Source organism: Verrucomicrobiia bacterium, from assembly GCA_019634635.1.
Lineage (GTDB): Bacteria > Verrucomicrobiota > Verrucomicrobiia > Limisphaerales > UBA9464 > UBA9464.
Window position 1 is genome coordinate 129,727 of sequence record JAHCBB010000008.1, and the last position, 16,988, is coordinate 146,714.

The 16,988-nt window shown below is 66.1% G+C and carries 14 protein-coding genes and 1 tRNA gene; 2 read left to right on the plus strand and 13 right to left on the minus strand.

Annotation, left to right across the window (positions count from 1 at the left end; genetic code table 11):
* Positions 1–133: 133 nt before the first annotated feature.
* The 3 genes from KF791_07715 to KF791_07725 form a co-directional block, all read right to left on the minus strand.
* The gene (locus KF791_07715; protein ID MBX3732467.1) at positions 134–535 is read right to left on the minus strand and encodes a PIN domain-containing protein; all 402 of its coding nucleotides are present in this window, start codon (positions 533–535) and stop codon (positions 134–136) included.
* Positions 532–780 carry an AbrB/MazE/SpoVT family DNA-binding domain-containing protein gene (locus KF791_07720; protein ID MBX3732468.1) on the minus strand — a complete coding sequence of 83 codons (249 nt, stop codon included), beginning with the start codon at positions 778–780 and terminating at the stop codon, positions 532–534. Before KF791_07720 ends, KF791_07715 begins: the two co-directional genes overlap by 4 nt.
* A 91-nt stretch (positions 781–871) precedes the next feature.
* Positions 872–3,127 carry a sigma-70 family RNA polymerase sigma factor gene (locus KF791_07725; GenBank protein ID MBX3732469.1) on the minus strand — a complete coding sequence of 752 codons (2,256 nt, stop codon included), beginning with the start codon at positions 3,125–3,127 and terminating at the stop codon, positions 872–874.
* Positions 3,128–3,597: 470 nt separating this feature from the next.
* Here KF791_07725 and KF791_07730 point away from each other — a divergent pair, with 470 nt between their 5' ends.
* Together KF791_07730 and KF791_07735 are read left to right on the plus strand one after the other, a co-directional pair.
* Positions 3,598–4,287, plus strand: coding sequence for a thymidylate kinase (locus tag KF791_07730; GenBank protein ID MBX3732470.1), 690 nt, complete (start codon positions 3,598–3,600; stop codon positions 4,285–4,287).
* A 4-nt stretch (positions 4,288–4,291) separates the two neighbouring features.
* Positions 4,292–5,053: a thymidylate kinase gene (locus tag KF791_07735; GenBank protein ID MBX3732471.1), complete on the plus strand. Its 762-nt coding sequence runs from the start codon at positions 4,292–4,294 to the stop codon at positions 5,051–5,053.
* 39 nt (positions 5,054–5,092) lie between these two features.
* Here KF791_07735 and KF791_07740 read toward each other — a convergent pair.
* From KF791_07740 to KF791_07785, 10 genes are all read right to left on the minus strand, one after another.
* Positions 5,093–5,169, minus strand: a tRNA-Pro gene (locus KF791_07740).
* Positions 5,160–6,203, minus strand: a complete 1,044-nt coding sequence (gene pdxA / locus KF791_07745; protein ID MBX3732472.1) for a 4-hydroxythreonine-4-phosphate dehydrogenase PdxA — start codon at positions 6,201–6,203, stop codon at positions 5,160–5,162. Before pdxA ends, KF791_07740 begins: the two co-directional genes overlap by 10 nt.
* 24 nt (positions 6,204–6,227) lie before the next feature.
* Positions 6,228–7,244, minus strand: coding sequence for a peptidylprolyl isomerase (locus KF791_07750; protein MBX3732473.1), 1,017 nt, complete (start codon positions 7,242–7,244; stop codon positions 6,228–6,230).
* A gap of 168 nt (positions 7,245–7,412) precedes the next feature.
* Complete coding sequence (locus KF791_07755; GenBank protein MBX3732474.1) at positions 7,413–8,078, minus strand: hypothetical protein; 666 nt, start codon at positions 8,076–8,078, stop codon at positions 7,413–7,415.
* A 415-nt stretch (positions 8,079–8,493) separates the two neighbouring features.
* Positions 8,494–9,756: a putative Ig domain-containing protein gene (locus KF791_07760; protein MBX3732475.1), complete on the minus strand. Its 1,263-nt coding sequence runs from the start codon at positions 9,754–9,756 to the stop codon at positions 8,494–8,496.
* A 634-nt stretch (positions 9,757–10,390) separates the two neighbouring features.
* Positions 10,391–10,762 carry a hypothetical protein gene (locus tag KF791_07765; protein ID MBX3732476.1) on the minus strand — a complete coding sequence of 124 codons (372 nt, stop codon included), beginning with the start codon at positions 10,760–10,762 and terminating at the stop codon, positions 10,391–10,393.
* Positions 10,763–11,291: 529 nt separating this feature from the next.
* On the minus strand, positions 11,292–11,468 hold the full coding sequence (locus KF791_07770; GenBank protein ID MBX3732477.1) for a hypothetical protein: 177 nt from the start codon (positions 11,466–11,468) through the stop codon (positions 11,292–11,294).
* A 151-nt stretch (positions 11,469–11,619) separates the two neighbouring features.
* Complete coding sequence (locus KF791_07775; protein ID MBX3732478.1) at positions 11,620–11,820, minus strand: hypothetical protein; 201 nt, start codon at positions 11,818–11,820, stop codon at positions 11,620–11,622.
* Positions 11,821–11,862: 42 nt separating this feature from the next.
* Positions 11,863–12,516: a cadherin repeat domain-containing protein gene (locus KF791_07780; GenBank protein ID MBX3732479.1), complete on the minus strand. Its 654-nt coding sequence runs from the start codon at positions 12,514–12,516 to the stop codon at positions 11,863–11,865.
* 138 nt (positions 12,517–12,654) lie between these two features.
* The gene (locus KF791_07785) at positions 12,655–16,746 is read right to left on the minus strand and encodes a PQQ-dependent sugar dehydrogenase (GenBank protein MBX3732480.1); all 4,092 of its coding nucleotides are present in this window, start codon (positions 16,744–16,746) and stop codon (positions 12,655–12,657) included.
* Positions 16,747–16,988: the final 242 nt, after the last annotated feature.

A 16,988-nucleotide genomic window follows, 5' to 3' on the forward strand; every position in this document is an offset into this window, starting at 1 on the left:
GTCATTCACCGACCCGCTGACGACGGAGTGAGAACTTCATCGGCGATCAGGGGTTGTGCCGGACGTGCCGGCACCTCGACCAGGAGGTGGAAATGGCTGGATCTTATCCGCAACGTCCATTGGTCGAACCCGGTTACGGCGTGAGGATTTCCAAGTCGGGTGCGGTATGGGCGAAGTGCGAGGGGTTGCGCGTGACGATGCGCTTGGCGCCCTTACGCCGGGCACAGGTCGCGTGGAGCGAATCGTAAATGCCGCCACCCATCACGCCGCGACGCTGCGCTTCGCCAATCGCCTTCTCGTAATCCACCAGAGGCAAAGGCTCGACGACCAGACTGGACTTGAGGCCCAGGGTCAATTCCGCCGCCGCGGCGACCGGCACCTTATAGAAGCCGGTGAGCGTGGCGAATGTCTCTGCCAGGGCGTGGGCGTCGGTGAAGGGCGCTTCGAATCCTTCCAGCGCTTCAAGGCAGGCGGCATGTTCCGGATGCTGCTCCAGCACGGCTCCCACAAGAATCCCCGTGTCCAGAAAGGTCATCGCTCGTAGTGGCGCGCGACTTCGACGGCTTCGGCCAGCAGTGTCGGGGGCACCGCACCGGTCCAGAGCTTTAATTTGCCGCGTTTGACGACTCTGCCCTGGGTGGCTGGTTCCATTTCCAGCACGATTCTCCCCGGCGTGGCGGAGGCTTTGAGCTTTTGTCCGCGCGGGACGCCCGCCGCCCGCCGCAGATCAAGGGGCAGGACGATTCGATTGGAACCATCAAGTTGCACGATTGTTGTCACGGTAAAAGTATGGCGAGACTATGGCGTGATTGCAACCCCCACTCCAGCGTCCTCCACTGCGCGCCATCGGTCAGGATGGAGTCTTGTGTTTTCAGGGCCTCGCGGGCGATGCGATGAGCTGCCGGGCTTGGTCGGCCAGGACGGGATCCTTCTCGGCGATTCCGTTCGCAAAGGCCTGGGCGATCTGGACGTCCAGGGCCGCCAGCTTCCTCGTCACGTTCAGAATCTCCTCGCGGGTCCGCCAGGTGTGGTGCATCCGCTGATCCGAGATCAGCCGCTCCACCCGGGGATCCTTTTCGGAGCCCGGCCGCGAATCGAAGGTGGAATCCGCGAAGATCACTCCATGAAACATCACGTCTGCCGGCACGCGCTCGATTGGCGCTTGCGGATCAAGCTGGTGGATCGCCTGAACCACCTGATCGCGGCTGTCCTCATCCATGCCGGCCAGCGCGGCGATCATCGCCGGAATGGCCTCGGGCGATTGGATGCCCGTACGCCCCAGGGTGGTCGCGGCCTGCAGCGCCGTCGCCGGATCGCCCAAGGCTCGGATGAGGTCGTCATGCGTCGCGAATCCCTGGGAGACATCCTGACGTGCCTGCCGCGTTTCCGCGTCACGCGTCATAGCTTGGTCAAGCTCGGGAATCTGCGCCCGCAGTTCGGGCTGGATCTGGCCGATGGCCAGCCACGCCGCGTCTTGCTGGTAGGACTCGTGGCTCGTGCGGGCGACTTCGAGCAAATCCGGAATCAGCGGCTTGGCCGCTTCTCCTGCGGCGGCGGCGTGTTCGATGGCAACGTCCACGTTGACTCCACGATGATCCGCAATGGAGACGTTCAATCCCTCTCGCAGCCCGTCTCGGATGGACTCGATCACCCGGGGATCAGTGCCATGGGGTGTTCCCAGCAAGACGGTCGCGGCGCTGAACCGGGTGACGGGATCCGCCGTCTCCTCGAACAGCTTCACCAGGCCCGGCAGATGCTGGGACGTGGCTTCCGGATTCTGACGGAAAACCTCGTGGATGGCGTCGGGAAGAAATCTCCGCATCGCCGGCGAGCCATCCACTTTGGCTGTTTCTCGAAGCAACTCGGTGAGTGCTGGCAGGTCCGACGACTCCAATCCCAGTTTGCGGAGGGCAGAAAAAGCCCCCACTCGGCCGCTCCAGTCGCTCCGCCAGGCGGTCTCCCAGAGGAACGACGTCAGCCCCGGCACATTCTTGTTCAGTTCCCCCATGGCGTTAATCGCGCGCATCCGCGCCAGGCGCCGTCCGCCTTCTGCGTCTTCTGTCGAATCTGGCTCTAAAAACACCTCTCTCAGCGTCGCGAACAATTCATCATGTCGCCCGCCAAACGCGGCCATTGCCTCCAAACCGCTGGAATCGGGCCAAATCGTCCCGCCTTTGGATGGAGCCGCCAAAGCCTTTCTCAAGCGCTGACGTGCCGCCTCCAGTTCCGAAGGCGTGAGTTGCGCGGCCACCCGCGCCATCGGCAATAGACGCGAAGCGGCGGGCACAGGCGGCGACTCGGGAGGCTCCACCGTGGCCAGCGAGGGATCGGTTGCCCCGTCCGGCGCACTTTGGGTCGGCCCACTTCTCATGACGACTGTCGAAAGGACCGCCACCAGGGCGGCGGCCAGGAGAATCACTGTCAGTTTGGTTCCGTTCATAAGTCCAAGGAGTCCGTGGATCAGCAGTGGAAGGGAAGTCACAGCGCCGCCCGCGCCAGTCGCCGCGGAGGCCACGCGCGCCGCGAGGGCTGCCGGCGCCAGCGCCACGCCCTGCCCGGTCATGGCCGCGGCCAGAGCCGCGGGCGAACAGGTGATGCCGCGCTGGATCAGCAGCCTCCTCAACTGGTCCAGCGCGCGATGGATCCGCATCTTCGCCGCGGCATCACTGGTGCCGAGCGCGGCGCCGACGTCGCGGAGCGGCTTGCGAAGGAAATAGCGCAGCACGATGGCGTCGCGGTCGGGTTCGGCGAGTTCCTGGAGCGCTTCGTCGAGGGCGGGAACGATGGGGGAGGGGTCGGGGTCCGGCATGGGAGGGTCTTCGGATACGATGGCGCCTGCCACCGCCTCCCAATGGCGGCGGCGTTGTTCCGTCCGAGCGGTCCGGGCGGCGAGCTGCCAGGCGGTGCGATGCAGCCATCCGGCCAGCGAAGGGTGCCCGGCCAGGGATCCCGCCTTGCGGGCCAGGAGGACAAACGCCGACTGGGTGACTTCCTCGGCGAGCGAAGGGTCCGTCAGGTGGCGCCTGGCGACGGAATGGACCAGGCTCACATAGCGGTTCACCAGTTCCGTGAACGCCGCCTCGGATCCCTCGAGCGCATAGGCCCGCAACAATTCCCCGTCACTCATCGCTATCATCCTATCCCCGGCCGGACGGGAAAGTAACGGGACCGTGGACGAAACCGTGCAAGCCGGTGGCAATTTCCGTCTAGCGGTTGGCGAGTACCAGGGGTTCCCCGGAGCCATCAATGATGCTGGAGTACCATGCCACCACGCGCTGATCGGCTGCACGCCCGATGACCTTCGGAGTGAGATCGGTTCGTGATGGTTTTGGGAGCGGGGCGTCGGATTCTGCCGGCACCAGTGAGATCGCGAGCAGGAGCGCCGTAACCGCACAGGCGATTCGAGGAGGCGAGGAAGCGGCGGGACGGAGAGCGGGAGTGGGCCGGGAGGGAGGAGGGGGGGCCTGACGGGGTTACAGGGAGCTTGTGAAGGTTGAGGGATGCTTATCGGAGTGATCAGCGAGGTCAACGAATTTGTCCGGGCTGAGGAAAATCCCGTTGGCCCCCCGGGCCGGTCGTTCCTAGGTTTGCCGGCCAATGAAGCGCACGTTCGCGGAGCAGGGCTTTCCCGGACGCCTGATCGCCGTCGAAGGGCTCGACGGGTCCGGGAAGTCCACGCAGGTGCACCTCCTGCGCACGTGGCTCGAGCAGCAGGGATGCAAGGTGTTCTTCTCCGAGTGGAACTCGTCGGCCCTCGTCAAGAGCGCCACCAGTCGTGGCAAAAAGGAGAACCTGCTGACGGCCACCACCTTCAGCCTGATCCATGCGACGGATTTCGCCGACCGTTATGAGCGCCAGTTGCTGCCCCTGCTGCGCGCCGGCTATCTGGTCCTCTGCGACCGCTATGCCTTCACCGCGTTCGCGCGCGACGTCGTCCGGGGGGTGCCGCCCGACTGGGTCCGCGGCGTGTACTCCTTCGCCGCCCTCCCCGACATCACATTCTTCTTCAAGGCGCACCTGGAAGTGTCCCTGACACGGATCCTGGACAACCGCCCCGTCCTGAAGTTCCACGAGGCGGGCATGGACCTGAAGCTGTCCCCGGATCCCTACGAGAGCTTCCGGCTCTTCCAGGGGCGGATTTTCGAGCAGTACCTGGCCATGAGCACCGAGTTCCAGTTCACCATGATCAACGCCAACCAGCGCATCGAGGAGCAACAGGGTGTGGTGCGGGCCCTGCTCGCCTCGCGGGTGGACCTCTGCAAGTACATTACGCCCAAGTCCCCCTGACCCCATGCAGCCCCGTAAACCCAGGTCCCGGCCCGGTCCTCCTGCAACCACCGCCCGCGTGGTGGTGCCCGAAATCACCGCAAAACGGTTCTTCGGCCACGGCCTGCCGGGCGTGGATCTCGCCAAGCTGAGCGGCAAGTTGATCGTCATTGAGGGGGCGGACGGGTCCGGCCGCTCCACGCAGATCTCGCAGCTCGCCCGGTGGCTGGAGGGCAACGGCCACGCCACGCTTCAGGTCGGGCTCAAACGGTCCACCCTGGTCAGTGAACAGCTCGAACAGGCCCAGCACGGCAACATCCTGTCCCGGACAACCCTGTCGCTCTTCTACGCCACCGATTTTGCCGACCAGTTGGAGCATTCCATCCTGCCCTCCTTGCGGGCCGGTGTCGTGGTGCTGGCGGACCGCTACATCTACACCCTGATGGCCCGCGATCTGGTGCGCGGCACCGACGAGCACTGGCTGCGCAACCTGTTCGGCATCGCGCTGGTGCCGGATGCGGTGTTCTATCTGGAGGTGTCTCCGGAACAACTGGTCCAGCGCGCCTTTGCCAAAAACCAGTCCCTCGACTACTGGGAAAGCGGCATGGATCTGGGGCTGTCCCGCGACATGTTCGACAGCTTCCTCCAGTATCAGGCACGCATGCGGGAAACCTTCCGACGCCTGCAAAAGACCTACGGCTTTTCAATCATTGACGGGGAGCGCCCCCCGCTGGACATCAATGCCGAACTGCGTGACCGCATTGAGCAGGTCCTGTCCGGGCACTGATTCTCCGGAATTTCAGGGGAATCATCGCTGCGGGAGGATTGGTCGGGACGACAGGATTTGAACCTGCGACGTCTTGGTCCCAAACCAAGTGCTCTACCTGGCTGAGCTACGTCCCGCCTGCCGCACTGTGCCTGTTCGGTGAGCCCGGGCAACGCGTTTCTTGCCGCCGATCCCCACCGGCAAGCTGCAAGGCGAGCCGGATCGCCGAGGTCATGCTGTCCGGCCGGGCACTTCCAAGGCCCGCAATGTCGTAGGCGGTACCGTGATCCGGTGACGTGCGGACGAACGGGAGGCCCAGGGTCCAGTTCACTCCGGTGTCGAAGGCCACCAGCTTCAAGGGCGCCAGTCCCTGGTCATGGTACAAGGCCACGACCACCTCGCAACCTCCCCGGATGGCATGCCCGAACACCGTGTCGGCGGGCCAGGGACCGTCGGCGTCGCAACCTGCGGCCCGGGCGCGCGCCAGCGCCGGCTTCACGACCAAGTGCTCCTCCGTCCCCATCAGGCCACCCTCGCCTGCATGGGGATTCAACCCGCAGACGGCGATTCGCTGACGCGGGAGCCCCAGCCGATGGCAGGCCGCGGACGCCAACCGGATGGCGCGATCCACCGACTCAATCGTCACGGCCCCGGGCACCTGGCAGAGCGGCAGGTGCGTGGTGGCAAGCACCACGCGCAGCCAGCGCCCCCGATCATCCGTTCCCAGCAGCATCATCGCGGTCTCCCGGGCTCCGGTCCGCCCGGCGAGATACTCGGTCTGCCCGACGAAGGAGATGCCCGCACGCAGAACCGCCTCCTTGTTCACCGGCGCAGTCACCAACCCGTCGAGGTCGCCTTCAAGACACCGTCGCGCGCCCTCCGCAATCCAATCCAGCGCGGCGCGGGACGCCACCGCCGCACCGCGCTGAAGCCCCCGGGGCAGCGCGGCGCCGCACGCCAGACTCCAAAGCCCCGGCTTCGCGGCCCCTCGGCCCGGCCAGGTGGCGATGGGCAGGCGGATTCCCCGAAGCGCCGCGGCACGCTGGAGGACGCCGGGATCCCCCAGGAACACCAGGGCCGCGCCGGCGAACTCCGGCGTCACCGCCGCCCCGGCCGCCACCTCGGGCCCGATGCCGGTCGCATCCCCAAGCGTGATTCCAAGGACGACCATTCCCGGGGGGGCGCGGATCGCCCATCAGTAATAAGCCACGTAGGATTTCTTGCGGAGCCGGGCGATCCATTGCTTGCGAAGGCGCTCCTTTTCGATGTTGCGGAGCATCTGCTCAACCTCGTCCCGCACATCGGCAATGGGCTTCATACCCGAGGACCTGCGCTCCTCCACCTTGACGATGAACACCGCGGAATCGAGATCAATGATGTCACTCACCGTCCCCGGCGCGGACTCAAAGACGAACCGGCGCAGCTCGGGGCGCAGGTCGGAGTCGCGGTCCTCAATCCACCCCCGGTCGCCGCCCTTGATGCGGCGGGCATCGTCGGAGTACTCGTCGGCGAGCTTCGCAAAATCTCCGCCCTCCTTGAGCTTCGCCAGCACTTCCGCGGCGATCCGGACGGGCTCGCCGCGGGCATGCCGGGATTTATCAATCACGATCATCCGGATCCGCGCCGCCTCCTGAACGTTGAACCGGTTGGTGTTCTGCTCGTAGTAGCGTTCGATCTTGCGCGGCGACACGAAGACGTTCTGGTTCACATTCTTCAATGTCATCTGGGAGATGATGAATGCGTCGCGCTGCTCGTTCTTGAAGTCCTCGAAGCTCTCGCCCACCTGGTTGAGCGTCTTCATGAGGCTCAGCCGGTCGCCGAATTCGGTGCGAATCTGGCCCTCGACCACGTCGTTGATGATGCCATCCGGCAGATTGAAGCCGGCGCTGTAGAACTCATCCAGGATCAGGTAGCGCTCAATCAACTGCTCGAGGCTGTCCCGCAGGATTTCCTGGCGCTTTTGAAGAAAGAGTTCCGGACGCGCCATGTACTGGCGGCGCGCGGCATCAATGGCGCGCGCCGCGAACTGTTCGACCGCCTGAACCGTAATGACATGCGAATTCACCACCGCAGCCACCCCGGTCACCGGCACGCTCGGGGCATTGCCTCCGAACGTGGCACCCTGGCCCTGCACCGGACCACAGGCGAGCAGCAAACCGATGGCAAGTCCAAGGACCTGTCCAGGCCGGAACTTTGGTTTTCCCGAATCCATTGAACCGACACGCTACGAACTCCCCGTGGGGCTGTCCAATCCGGACCACCGCCGTCGTGGCAGGGGACTCCGGTGCAAATCCACTGCCGGTCAAAGCCACCGGCAGGTCCTGGAGTCGCAGCACCCGGAACTCATCGCTCGGGGACGCCTGCGTCGCCGGTTTCCAGCTCAATCGCCACTGGGATCGGTCGTTGCACGCTCCGGCGCCACCGCACGAACCCTCAGGAACCGGATGCCGGATTCGGTCGGTGGAAGCGGATGGCGCATCCTGACCCGAATCCGGCCGTTGTGGATCTCCTGCTCCAGTGGCTCGGCCACCACCTCGGTCCAGCGAAGGAGGTCGGGTGAAGACTCGATGCGATATTGAACGTTCGTGATGGCATGGAGCGGATGCTCAAACTCAAGGAGGAGTTCCTCAGGGGCATGCGCCAACATCACCCCAAGGTCCAGAGCCTCCGAAGCGGGCGGCTCCGGAACGGGTGGGCGGGCCGGACCGTGAGCAGGGACCTCCAAGCGCACGTAGTCGTACTGGATCCAGTAGGAAGTGCCGGTCGGGGAGGGACCCGTGCGGGTGAACTCGATCGTGTTCGCACCGGCCGTGGCCCGCACCGCCATCGCCGGGAACTCCAACACCAGGTTCGTCGCCCCCGTCACCCGCCCCGCCCACAACACCGTCACCAACCCGGTGCCGTTGCGAAACTGCACCCGCATGTCGTGCTCCCCGAAGCCGGGCTGGTTCACTCCGTTCAACATCCAGCCCCCGCTCACCCAGTCCAGGCTCAGACGGCACCGTGCTCCGGCGCCCGTCTGTGTGGCATCCAGCACGAAATGCATCCGGCTGGTCAGATCCCGGATCGTGTGCGCCCGTTCCCACGCCGTCCAGGGCTCGTTTGTCCAGTGCCCGCAGTTCCCGGCTCAACCCGTTGAAGTCCCACAGGGTACACTCCGGCGAAGTAGAAATGTCGTCCGCCGAAGGATTGGCGCGCCGAATACCCGGGTCCCCGGTGACGGGTCACCACGCGCCCGGCGGAGAGATTCTTCAGCCTCGCTTTGCACGCTGAACTCCCGCGTCGCCGATACGCAGCACCGCCGTCGTCGTCCACACCCAGCCGCCACACCTGTCGCAATACCACCGGCTCCGGCGGCGGGGGGCGGGGGAGGCGGGGCGGCGCGTCATGAACCGTCACCCGGAACGTCCGCGAATCGCTCAAGGGCGGCACGCCACTGTCGCTCACCCGACCGTGCCACTTCAATCTCGGGGCCCTGTGCCTGTCGGCGTCCAGCTCACCAGCCCCCCCGCACCAACCGTCAGCCCCGACGGTCCGGACACCAGCGAGTAGCTCAACACCTGCGCCGGCAGGTCGGCATCACTCGCCGTCAGCTGCACGCTCCAGGGCACCTGCTCGTCAATCACCCGGTCCGCCACCGCTGTCAGCACCGGTGCCGTGTTGACCTCCCGTACCGTGATCCGGAAGCCCTTCGTGTTGCTAAGCGGAGGTTCGCCGTTGTCCCGCACCTGCACCGTCACCTCATACTCCCCGGGCCCCTGTACCTCGGTCGGCGTCCAGCTCACCAGCCCCCCCGCGCCAACCGTCAGCCCCGACGGTCCGGACACCAGCGAATAGCTCAACACCTGCGCCGGCAGATCGGCGTCACTCGCCGTCAGTTGCACGCTCCAGGGCACCTGCTCGTCAATCGCCTCATCCGCCAACGATGACAGCACCGGCGGAGTGTTGTTCCCATCAAGGACGGCAATGCGGAAGCGCGCCGTGCTGCTCAATGGCGGCTCTGCGTTATCGGTTACCCGGACCACCACTTCGTACTCCCCAGACCTCTGCAGTTGGCCGGGAGTCCAACTCACGCGACCTCCCGCTTCAACCGTCAGCCCTGATGGACCCTCCACCAACGAATACGTAAGTACCTGTGGCGGCAAATCCGCATCGCTGGCCGTCAACTGCAAGCTCCAGGACTCCTGCCCGTCAATCGCCTGATCAGGCACCGCCGACAGCACCGGTGCCGTGTTGATCTCCCGTACCGTGATCCGGAAGCCCGTCGTGTTGCCCAGTGGAGGTTCGCCGTTGTCCCGCACCTGCACGGCCACCTCGTACTCCCCGGGCCCCTGCGCCTCGGTCGGCGCCCAGCTCACCAGCCCCCCCGCGCCAACCGTCAGCCCCGACGGTCCGGACACCAGCGAGTAGCTCAACACCTGCGCCGGCAGGTCGGCATCGCTGGCCGTCAACTGCACGCTCCACGGCACCTGCTCGTCAATCACCCGGTCCGCCACCGCTGACAGCACCGGTGCCGTGTTGACCTCCCGTACCGTGATCCGGAAGCCCTTCATGTCGCCCAGTGGAGGTTCGCCGTTGTCCCGCACCTGCACCGTCACCTCATACTCCCCGGGCCCCTGTACCTCGGTCGGCGTCCAGCTCACCAGCCCCCCCGCGCCAACCGTCAGCCCCGACGGTCCGGACACCAGCGAGTAGCTCACCCCGCGCCGGCAGGTCGGCATCACTCGCCGTCAGCTGCACGCTCCAGGGCACCTGCTCGTCAATCACCCGGTCCGCCACCGCTGACAGCACCGGTGCCGTGTTGACCTCCCGTACCGTGATCCGGAAGCCCTTCATGTCGCCCAGTGGAGGGCCCGCCGTTGTCCCACCTGTACCACGTCACCCTTGTACTCCCCGCCCCTGTGCCTCGGTCGGCGTCCAGTCACCCAGCCCCCCAGCCAACCGCCCCTGACGGTCCGGACACCAGCGAATAGCTCAACACACCTGGGCGCTGGCAGATCTGGCATCACTGCCGTCAGCTGCACGCTCCAGGGCACCTGCTCGTCAATCGCCTGATCCGCCACCCAGACAGCACCGGCGCCGTGCGTTGCCGCCGCCGTCCAATGCCTCCAGCCGCACGTAGTCGTACTGATCCAGTAGGAACTGCCCGTTGGGAGACCCAGGTGCGGGTGAACTCAATCGTGTTCGCACCGGCCGTGGCCTGCACCGCCGTCGCTGCCGGGAATTCCACTACGAGGTTCGTCGCCACTGTCACCCGCCCCAACCACAACACCGTCACCAACCCGGCGCCGTTGCGAAACTGCACCCGCATGTCAGCTCCCGGCCGGCTTACCACTCCGTTCAACATCCAGCCCCCGCTCACCTGGTAGTCCATTTGCGGCTCAGACGGCACCGCCCGGCGCCGGCCCAGTGGCATCCAGCACGAAGTGCATCCGGCTGGTCAGACCCTGGATCGTGTGCGCCCGTTCCCACGCCGTCCAGGGCTCGGGTCCTGCGGCACCCTGGCAGTTCCCGGCTCAGCCCGTTGACCCACAGGGTACACCTCCCGGCGAAGTAGTAGTCGTCGTCCGCCGACGGATTGGCGGTCGCCGAATACTCCGGGTCCCCGGGCAGACGGGTCACCACGCCCGGCGGGGATTCCTTCAGCCCGCTTTGCACGCTGAACTCCCGCGTCGGCTGATACAGCACCGCCGGGTCGTCGTCCACACCCAGCTGCCACACCCGTCGCACCACCGGCTCCGGCGGTGGGGCAAGTGCGCGTCATGAAACCGCCACACCCGGAACGTCCGCGAATCGCTCAAGGGCGGCACGCCACTGTCACGCTCACCCGACCGTCACTTCATAACTCCCCGGGGCCCTGTGTCCCCAGCCTGGCGTCCAGCTCACCAGCCCCCGCGCCAACCGTCAGTCCTGACGGGTCCGGACACCAGCGAGTAGCTCAACACCTGCGCCGGCAGGTCGGCATCACTTCGCCGTCAGCTGCACGCCCAGGGCACCTGCTCGTCAATCACCCGGTCCGCCACCGCCGACAGCACCGGTGCCGTGTTGACCTCTCCCGTACCGTGATCCGGGAAGCCCTTCGCGTCGCCCAGTGGAGTGCCCGCCGTTGTCCTGCACCTGCACTGTCACCTCGTAATCCCGGCCCCTGTGCCCGGTCGGCGTCCAGCTCACCAGCCCCCGCGCCAACCGTCAGCCCTGACGGTCCGGACACCAGCGAATAGCCTTCGACTCCGTGCCGGCAGATCGGCGTCACTGTCAGTCAGTTGCACGCTCCAGGGCACCGTCGCTCGTCAATCGCCTCATCCGCCAACGATGACAGCACCGGCGCCGTGTTGCCGCCGCCGTCCAATGCCTCCAGCCGCACGTAGTCGTACTGGATCCAGAGAACCGCCCGGCGGGGAGGGACCCGTGCGGGTGAACTCAATCGTGTTCGCACCGGCCGTGGCCCGCACCGCCGTCGCCGGGAATTCCAATTACGCGAGGTTTCGTCGCCACTGCCACCGACCCGTCCACAACAGCGCGTCACGAACCCGGTGCCGTTGCGAAACTGCACCCGCATGTCGTGCTCCTCGGCTGGTTCACTCCGTTCAACATCCAGCCCCGCTCACCCAGTTCAGGCTCAGACGGCACCGTGCTCCGGCGCCCGTCTGCGTGGCATCCAACACGAAGTGCATCCGGCTGGTCAGATCCCGGATCGTGTGCGCCCGTTCCCACGCGCCGCTGCCCAGGGGCCCGTCCTGCGCACCCGCAGCTCCCGGCTCCAGCCTGTTGAAGCTCACAGGGTACACCCCGGCGAAGCAGTGGTCGTCGTCCGCCGACGGACGGCGGTCTCAATACTCCGGGTCCCCGGGCAGACGGGTCACCACGCCCGGCGGGGATTCCTTCAGCCCGCTTTGCACGCTGAACTCCCGCGTCGGCTGATACGGCAGCACCGCCGGGTCGTCGTCCACACCCAGCTGCCACACCCGTCGCACCACCGGCTCCGGCGGCGGGGGGGGCGGGGGGGGCGGGGGCGGCGCGTCATGAACCGTTACCCGGAACGTCCGCGAATCGCTCAAGGGCGGCACGCCACTGTCGCTCACCCGGACCGCCACTTCATACTCCCCGGGGCCCTGTGTCCCGGTCGGCGTCCAGCTCACCAGCCCCCCCGCACCAACCGTCAGCCCCGACGGTCCGGACACCAGCGAGTAGCTCAACACCTGCGCCGGCAGGTCGGCATCACTCGCCGTCAGCTGCACGCTCCAGGGCACCTGCTCGTCAATCGCCTGATCCGCCACTGCTGACAGCACCGGTGCCGTGTTGACCTCCCGCACCGTGATCCGAAAGCCCTTCATGTCGCCCAGTGGAGGTTCGCCGTTGTCCCGCACCTGCACCGTCACCTGTACTCCCCGGGCCCCTGTGCTCGGTCGGCGTCCGTATAGTTCACCAGCCCCCGCACCAACCGTCAGCCCCGACGGTCCGGACACCAGCGAATAGCTCAACACCTGCGCCGGCAGATCGGGTATCGCTGGCCGTCAGTTGCACGCTCCAGCGCACCTGCTCGTCAATCGCCCGATCCGCCACCCCAGACAGCACCCGGTGCCGTGCTGCCGCCGCCGTCCAATGCCTCCAGCCGCACGTAGTCACTCGACCAGTGAGGGAACTGCCCGTTGGGGAGGGACCCGTGCGGGCAGCAACTCCACCGTGTTCTTCGCACCCGCCGTGGCCTGCACCGCCGTCGCCGGGAATTCCACTACGAGGTTCGTCGCCACCGTCACCCGCCCCGTCCACAACACCGTCACCAACCCGGTGCCGTTGCGAAACTGCACCCGCATGTCGTGCTCCCCGAAGCCGGGCTGGTTCACTCCGTTCAACATCCAGCCCCCGCTCACCCAGTCCAGGCTCAGACGGCACCGTGCTCCGGTGCCGGCCTGTGTGGCATCCAGCACGAAGTGCATCCGGCTGGTCAGATCCCGGATCGTGTGCGCCCGTTCCCACGCCGTCCAGGGCTCGTCCTGCGGCACCCGCAGTTCCCGGCTCAGCCCGTTGAAGCCCACAGGGTACACCCCGGCGAAGTAATAGTCGTCGTCCGCCGAAGGATTGGCGGTTGCCGAATACTCCGGGTCCCCGGGCAGACGGGTCACCAAGCCCGGCGGGGATTCCTTCAGCCCGCTTTGCACGCTGAACTCCCGCGTCGGCTGATACGGCAGCACCGCCGGGTCGTCGTCCACACCCAGCTGCCACACCCGTCGCACCACCGGCTCCGGCGGCGGGGGAGGCGGGGGCGGCGCGTCATGAACCGTCACCCGGAACGTCCGCGAATCGCCCAAGGGCGGCACGCCACTGTCGCTCACCCGGACCGTCACTTCATACTCCCCGGGGCCCTGTGTCCCAGTCGGTGTCCAGCTCACCAGCCCCCCCGCGCCAACCGTCAGCCCCGACGGTCCGGATACCAGCGAATAGCTCAACACCTGCGCCGGCAGGTCGGCATCACTCGCCGTCAGCTGGACGCTCCAGGGCACCTGCTCGTCAATCACCCGGTCCGCCACCGCTGACAGCACCGGTGCCGTGTTGACCTCCCGTACCGTGATCCGGAAGCCCTTCATGTCGCCCAGTGGGGGTTCGCCGTTGTCCCGCACCTGCACCGTCACCTCGTACTCCCCGGGCCCCTGTGCCTCGGTCGGCGTCCAGCTCACCAGCCCCCCCGCACCAACCGTCAGCCCCGACGGTCCGGACACCAGCGAATAGCTCAACACCTGCGCCGGCAGATCGGCATCGCTGGCCGTCAGTTGCACGCTCCAGGGCACCTGCTCGTCAATCGCCTGATCCGCCACCCCAGACAGCACCGGCGCCGTGTTGCCGCCGCCGTCCAACGCCTCCAGCCGCACGTAGTCGTACTGGATCCAGTAGGAACTGCCCGTTGGGGAGGGACCCGTGCGGGTGAACTCAATCGTGTTCGCACCGGCCGTGGCCTGCACTGCCGCCGCCGGGAACTCCAATACCAGGTTCGTCGCCACCGTCACCCGCCCCGCCCACAACACCGTCACCAACCCGGTGCCGTTGCGAAACTGCACCCGCATGTCGTGCTCCCCAAAGCCGGGCTGGTTCACTCCGTTCAACATCCAGCCCCCGCTCACCCAGTCCAGACTCAAACGGCACCGTGCTCCGGTGCCCGTCTGTGTGGCATCCAGCACGAAATGCATCCGGCTGGTCAGATCCCGGATCGTGTGCGCCCGTTCCCACGCCGTCCAGGGCTCGTCCTGCGGCACCCGCAGTTCCCGGCTCAGCCCGTTGAAGCCCACAGGGTACACCCCGGCGAAGTAATAGTCGTCGTCCGCCGAAGGATTGGCGGTTGCCGAATACTCCGGGTCCCCGGGCAGACGGGTCACCACGCCCGGCGGGGATTCCTTCAGCCCGCTTTGCACGCTGAACTCCCGCGTCGGCTGATACGGCAACACCGCCGGGTCGTCGTCCACACCCAGCTGCCACACCCGCCGCACCACCGGCTCCGGCACCGCCTCGAGGCTCTCGATGTACCGAGCGATCAGGTTTGTGGCCCCCCGGTTGAGTTGGAATGTGGCAAGGGGCGGCATGTGGTGCGGCGATGGCAGTTGATGGCCGCTCATGTCAGCGATGCGCCGGAAGAGGATGGAGCGAAAGGCATCTCGGGGCTTGATCACGCGGGCCCCTTCGATTCCAAGGTCGCCCACGACGGAACCGTTGATGATTCCGGATGCCTCCAATGGGACCGAGAACCGGCCGTCCCACTCGCCGCGCCCGGTACCGCCCGGCTGATGGCAATAGGCGCAGTTGGCGTCGAGGTAGGACTTGAACCGGTCCCCCAGGGAAACGGATTCGTCCTCCGCGCGTGACAGCCGCGGCAAACCGGCCATCGCGCCCGGCGCCCATCCCGGAGTCAGACGCCCCTCCAGCACCAACCGGCCAAGCTGGTCGCCAACGTTCAACTGTCGGGTGCTGAACCCCAGGGCCCATCCCGCGGTTTCGTTATGACAGTTCAGACACTCCTGGCGGGACGGAAACCGCCACGGCTGGAGGTCTTCCTGCCCGTCCACAGTGACGGCAAAGTGGGTGTCGGCGCCCGACATCTCGACGAGATCGGCATCCGATCGATCGGCGCGCCACCGATACGTCAGTCCATACGCTCCATCGGGGGTCTTGACGATGAACCGGGTCTCCACCGGAATCCGGCCTCCCGAACCCCGATCCGATTCCAGCTCGAAGTGTTTTACCCAGAAGGCTCCCGGCGGGAAAGCCCAGTGGTCCTGGGCATCGCGCTGCACTGTGGTTCCCGCGGGCAGGAAAAACCACCGGGACTTGAGGGCATAGTCGGACCAGAAAGGGTTGGCGACCTCGTAGGGGCGCACGGCGGACACCGGCGTCAACGTTGCCAGGTCTGCAAACACTCCGGTGGCACTGAGGGTCGCCGGAGGTTGAGCGGACACGTTGACCACCAGGCGATGCCAACTCCCGCCATTGCTCACCAGAATATCCCCGGTCATGGGGTCGAGGGCGAACGAGTTCAGACCCCCGGAATGACCGGCAATCCGTTCCACCACGGGGACGGGGCCTCGCGTGATTGCCCAGATGTGCCCGGAAACAAAATCTCCGCACAGGTATTTCCCGTTCAGATTCGGGTATTTGGAGCCCTCATAAACGAAACCGCCGATGATGGCGGCGCCGGTGAAGTTCGGATGGGTGCCTGGTTGCGGGTTTGCGAGGTTGGGATAGCTCCAGTAGGGAGGCGAAAAGGCCGACGGATTCACCTGCGGGGGTACTCCGGGCCGAGTGGTGATCTGCGGCCCCTCAAGCCAGTGCCACCCGTAGTTCCCGCCGCGGACCACCCGGTTGACCTCCTCCCATCCGGCCAGCCCGACATCCCCGGTGAGAATGGCCCCGGTGCCCGGCTCAAAACAAATCCGGTGGGGGTTTCTCAATCCAATCGCCCAGAACTCGGTCCTCACCCGGGAGGGATCCACCGTCCTGCCGTTGAATGAGGTGGCCCCAATCCACGGATTGTCGGCGGGAATCCAATAGCCTCCCCGGACGGCCGGATGCGGATTGGGGGGAAGATTCCCCGGCCGGCCATCCACATCAATCCGCAGGATCCCGCCAAAGAAATTCCGATCAATGGTCTGGGACGAGGTCTCGGCCCCGACCCGGGTTCCCTCGTCTCCGAGCGGCACATAGAGATAGCCGTCCGGGCCGAAATGCAGGTCGCCCCCCATGTGCAGGGGAAGGTCATCGAACTGCTCAATCATGACGAACCGGCTGGACAGGTCCACCCGGTTGGGGTTCGCGGCATCCATCCGCCAACGGGTGAGCCGGTTGAACGTTCCCTGGGCGTTGGAAACGGCCCCGAAGGTGTACATCAGGCGATTGGCCGCGAACTGCGGGTGAAACGCGAATCCCAGCAATCCCGACTCGTTGTCCGTCCAGGTCTCGGCCCGCACGTCCAAGACCGTGGTCAATGTGGGGGCCAGCGTGTTGGTGATGACGGCAATCGCCCCCTGCTTGAAATTGATGAACAGCCGCGTGTCACCCGGCGGGCTCTTGGCCCCGATGCTCCGGTTGACCTCCTTGTTGAAATTCAGCCCGCTGAACGCCCGGACGAGGGAGTACGAATTGGCCGAGTCCGACGCCGGGAACGGGCTCTCAAAACCGCGCGCCGCCACCAACGTGCCGACCGCGAGGACGGCCGAGAGGATTCGCTTCATACCGGACAGTGAGGGTCCCGACGCCAAGGTGGGATGCGGCATTTTCTCCCCGGAAAACGAGACGGTTTCCAGACGTCGGTCATGGATTCCGAAGTTCTGCCAACGCGTGTCCGATTGGCAACCACGAATTCAACAGGGCCATTCGGGAGGGTGCAGGACCGATGGTTTGCCACATTGAGAGATCCACGATTGAGCCGATCGGTCGGAAGAATCCGGAGGCCGCGACGACCGGCTTCGTACTG

What these genes read in the sequence shown, in the direction of transcription:
- KF791_07715 (MBX3732467.1), bottom strand. Translation starts at nt 535, where the DNA reads ATGACCTTTCTGGACACGGGGATTCTTGTGGGAGCCGTGCTGGAGCAG.
- KF791_07725 (MBX3732469.1), bottom strand. Translation starts at nt 3,127, where the DNA reads ATGAGTGACGGGGAATTGTTGCGGGCCTATGCGCTCGAGGGATCCGAG.
- KF791_07730 (MBX3732470.1), top strand. Translation starts at nt 3,598, where the DNA reads ATGAAGCGCACGTTCGCGGAGCAGGGCTTTCCCGGACGCCTGATCGCC.
- KF791_07735 (MBX3732471.1), top strand. Translation starts at nt 4,292, where the DNA reads ATGCAGCCCCGTAAACCCAGGTCCCGGCCCGGTCCTCCTGCAACCACC.
- pdxA (MBX3732472.1), bottom strand. Translation starts at nt 6,203, where the DNA reads ATGGTCGTCCTTGGAATCACGCTTGGGGATGCGACCGGCATCGGGCCC.
- KF791_07750 (MBX3732473.1), bottom strand. Translation starts at nt 7,244, where the DNA reads ATGGATTCGGGAAAACCAAAGTTCCGGCCTGGACAGGTCCTTGGACTT.
- KF791_07755 (MBX3732474.1), bottom strand. Translation starts at nt 8,078, where the DNA reads ATGCATTTCGTGCTGGATGCCACACAGACGGGCGCCGGAGCACGGTGC.
- KF791_07785 (MBX3732480.1), bottom strand. Translation starts at nt 16,746, where the DNA reads ATGAAGCGAATCCTCTCGGCCGTCCTCGCGGTCGGCACGTTGGTGGCG.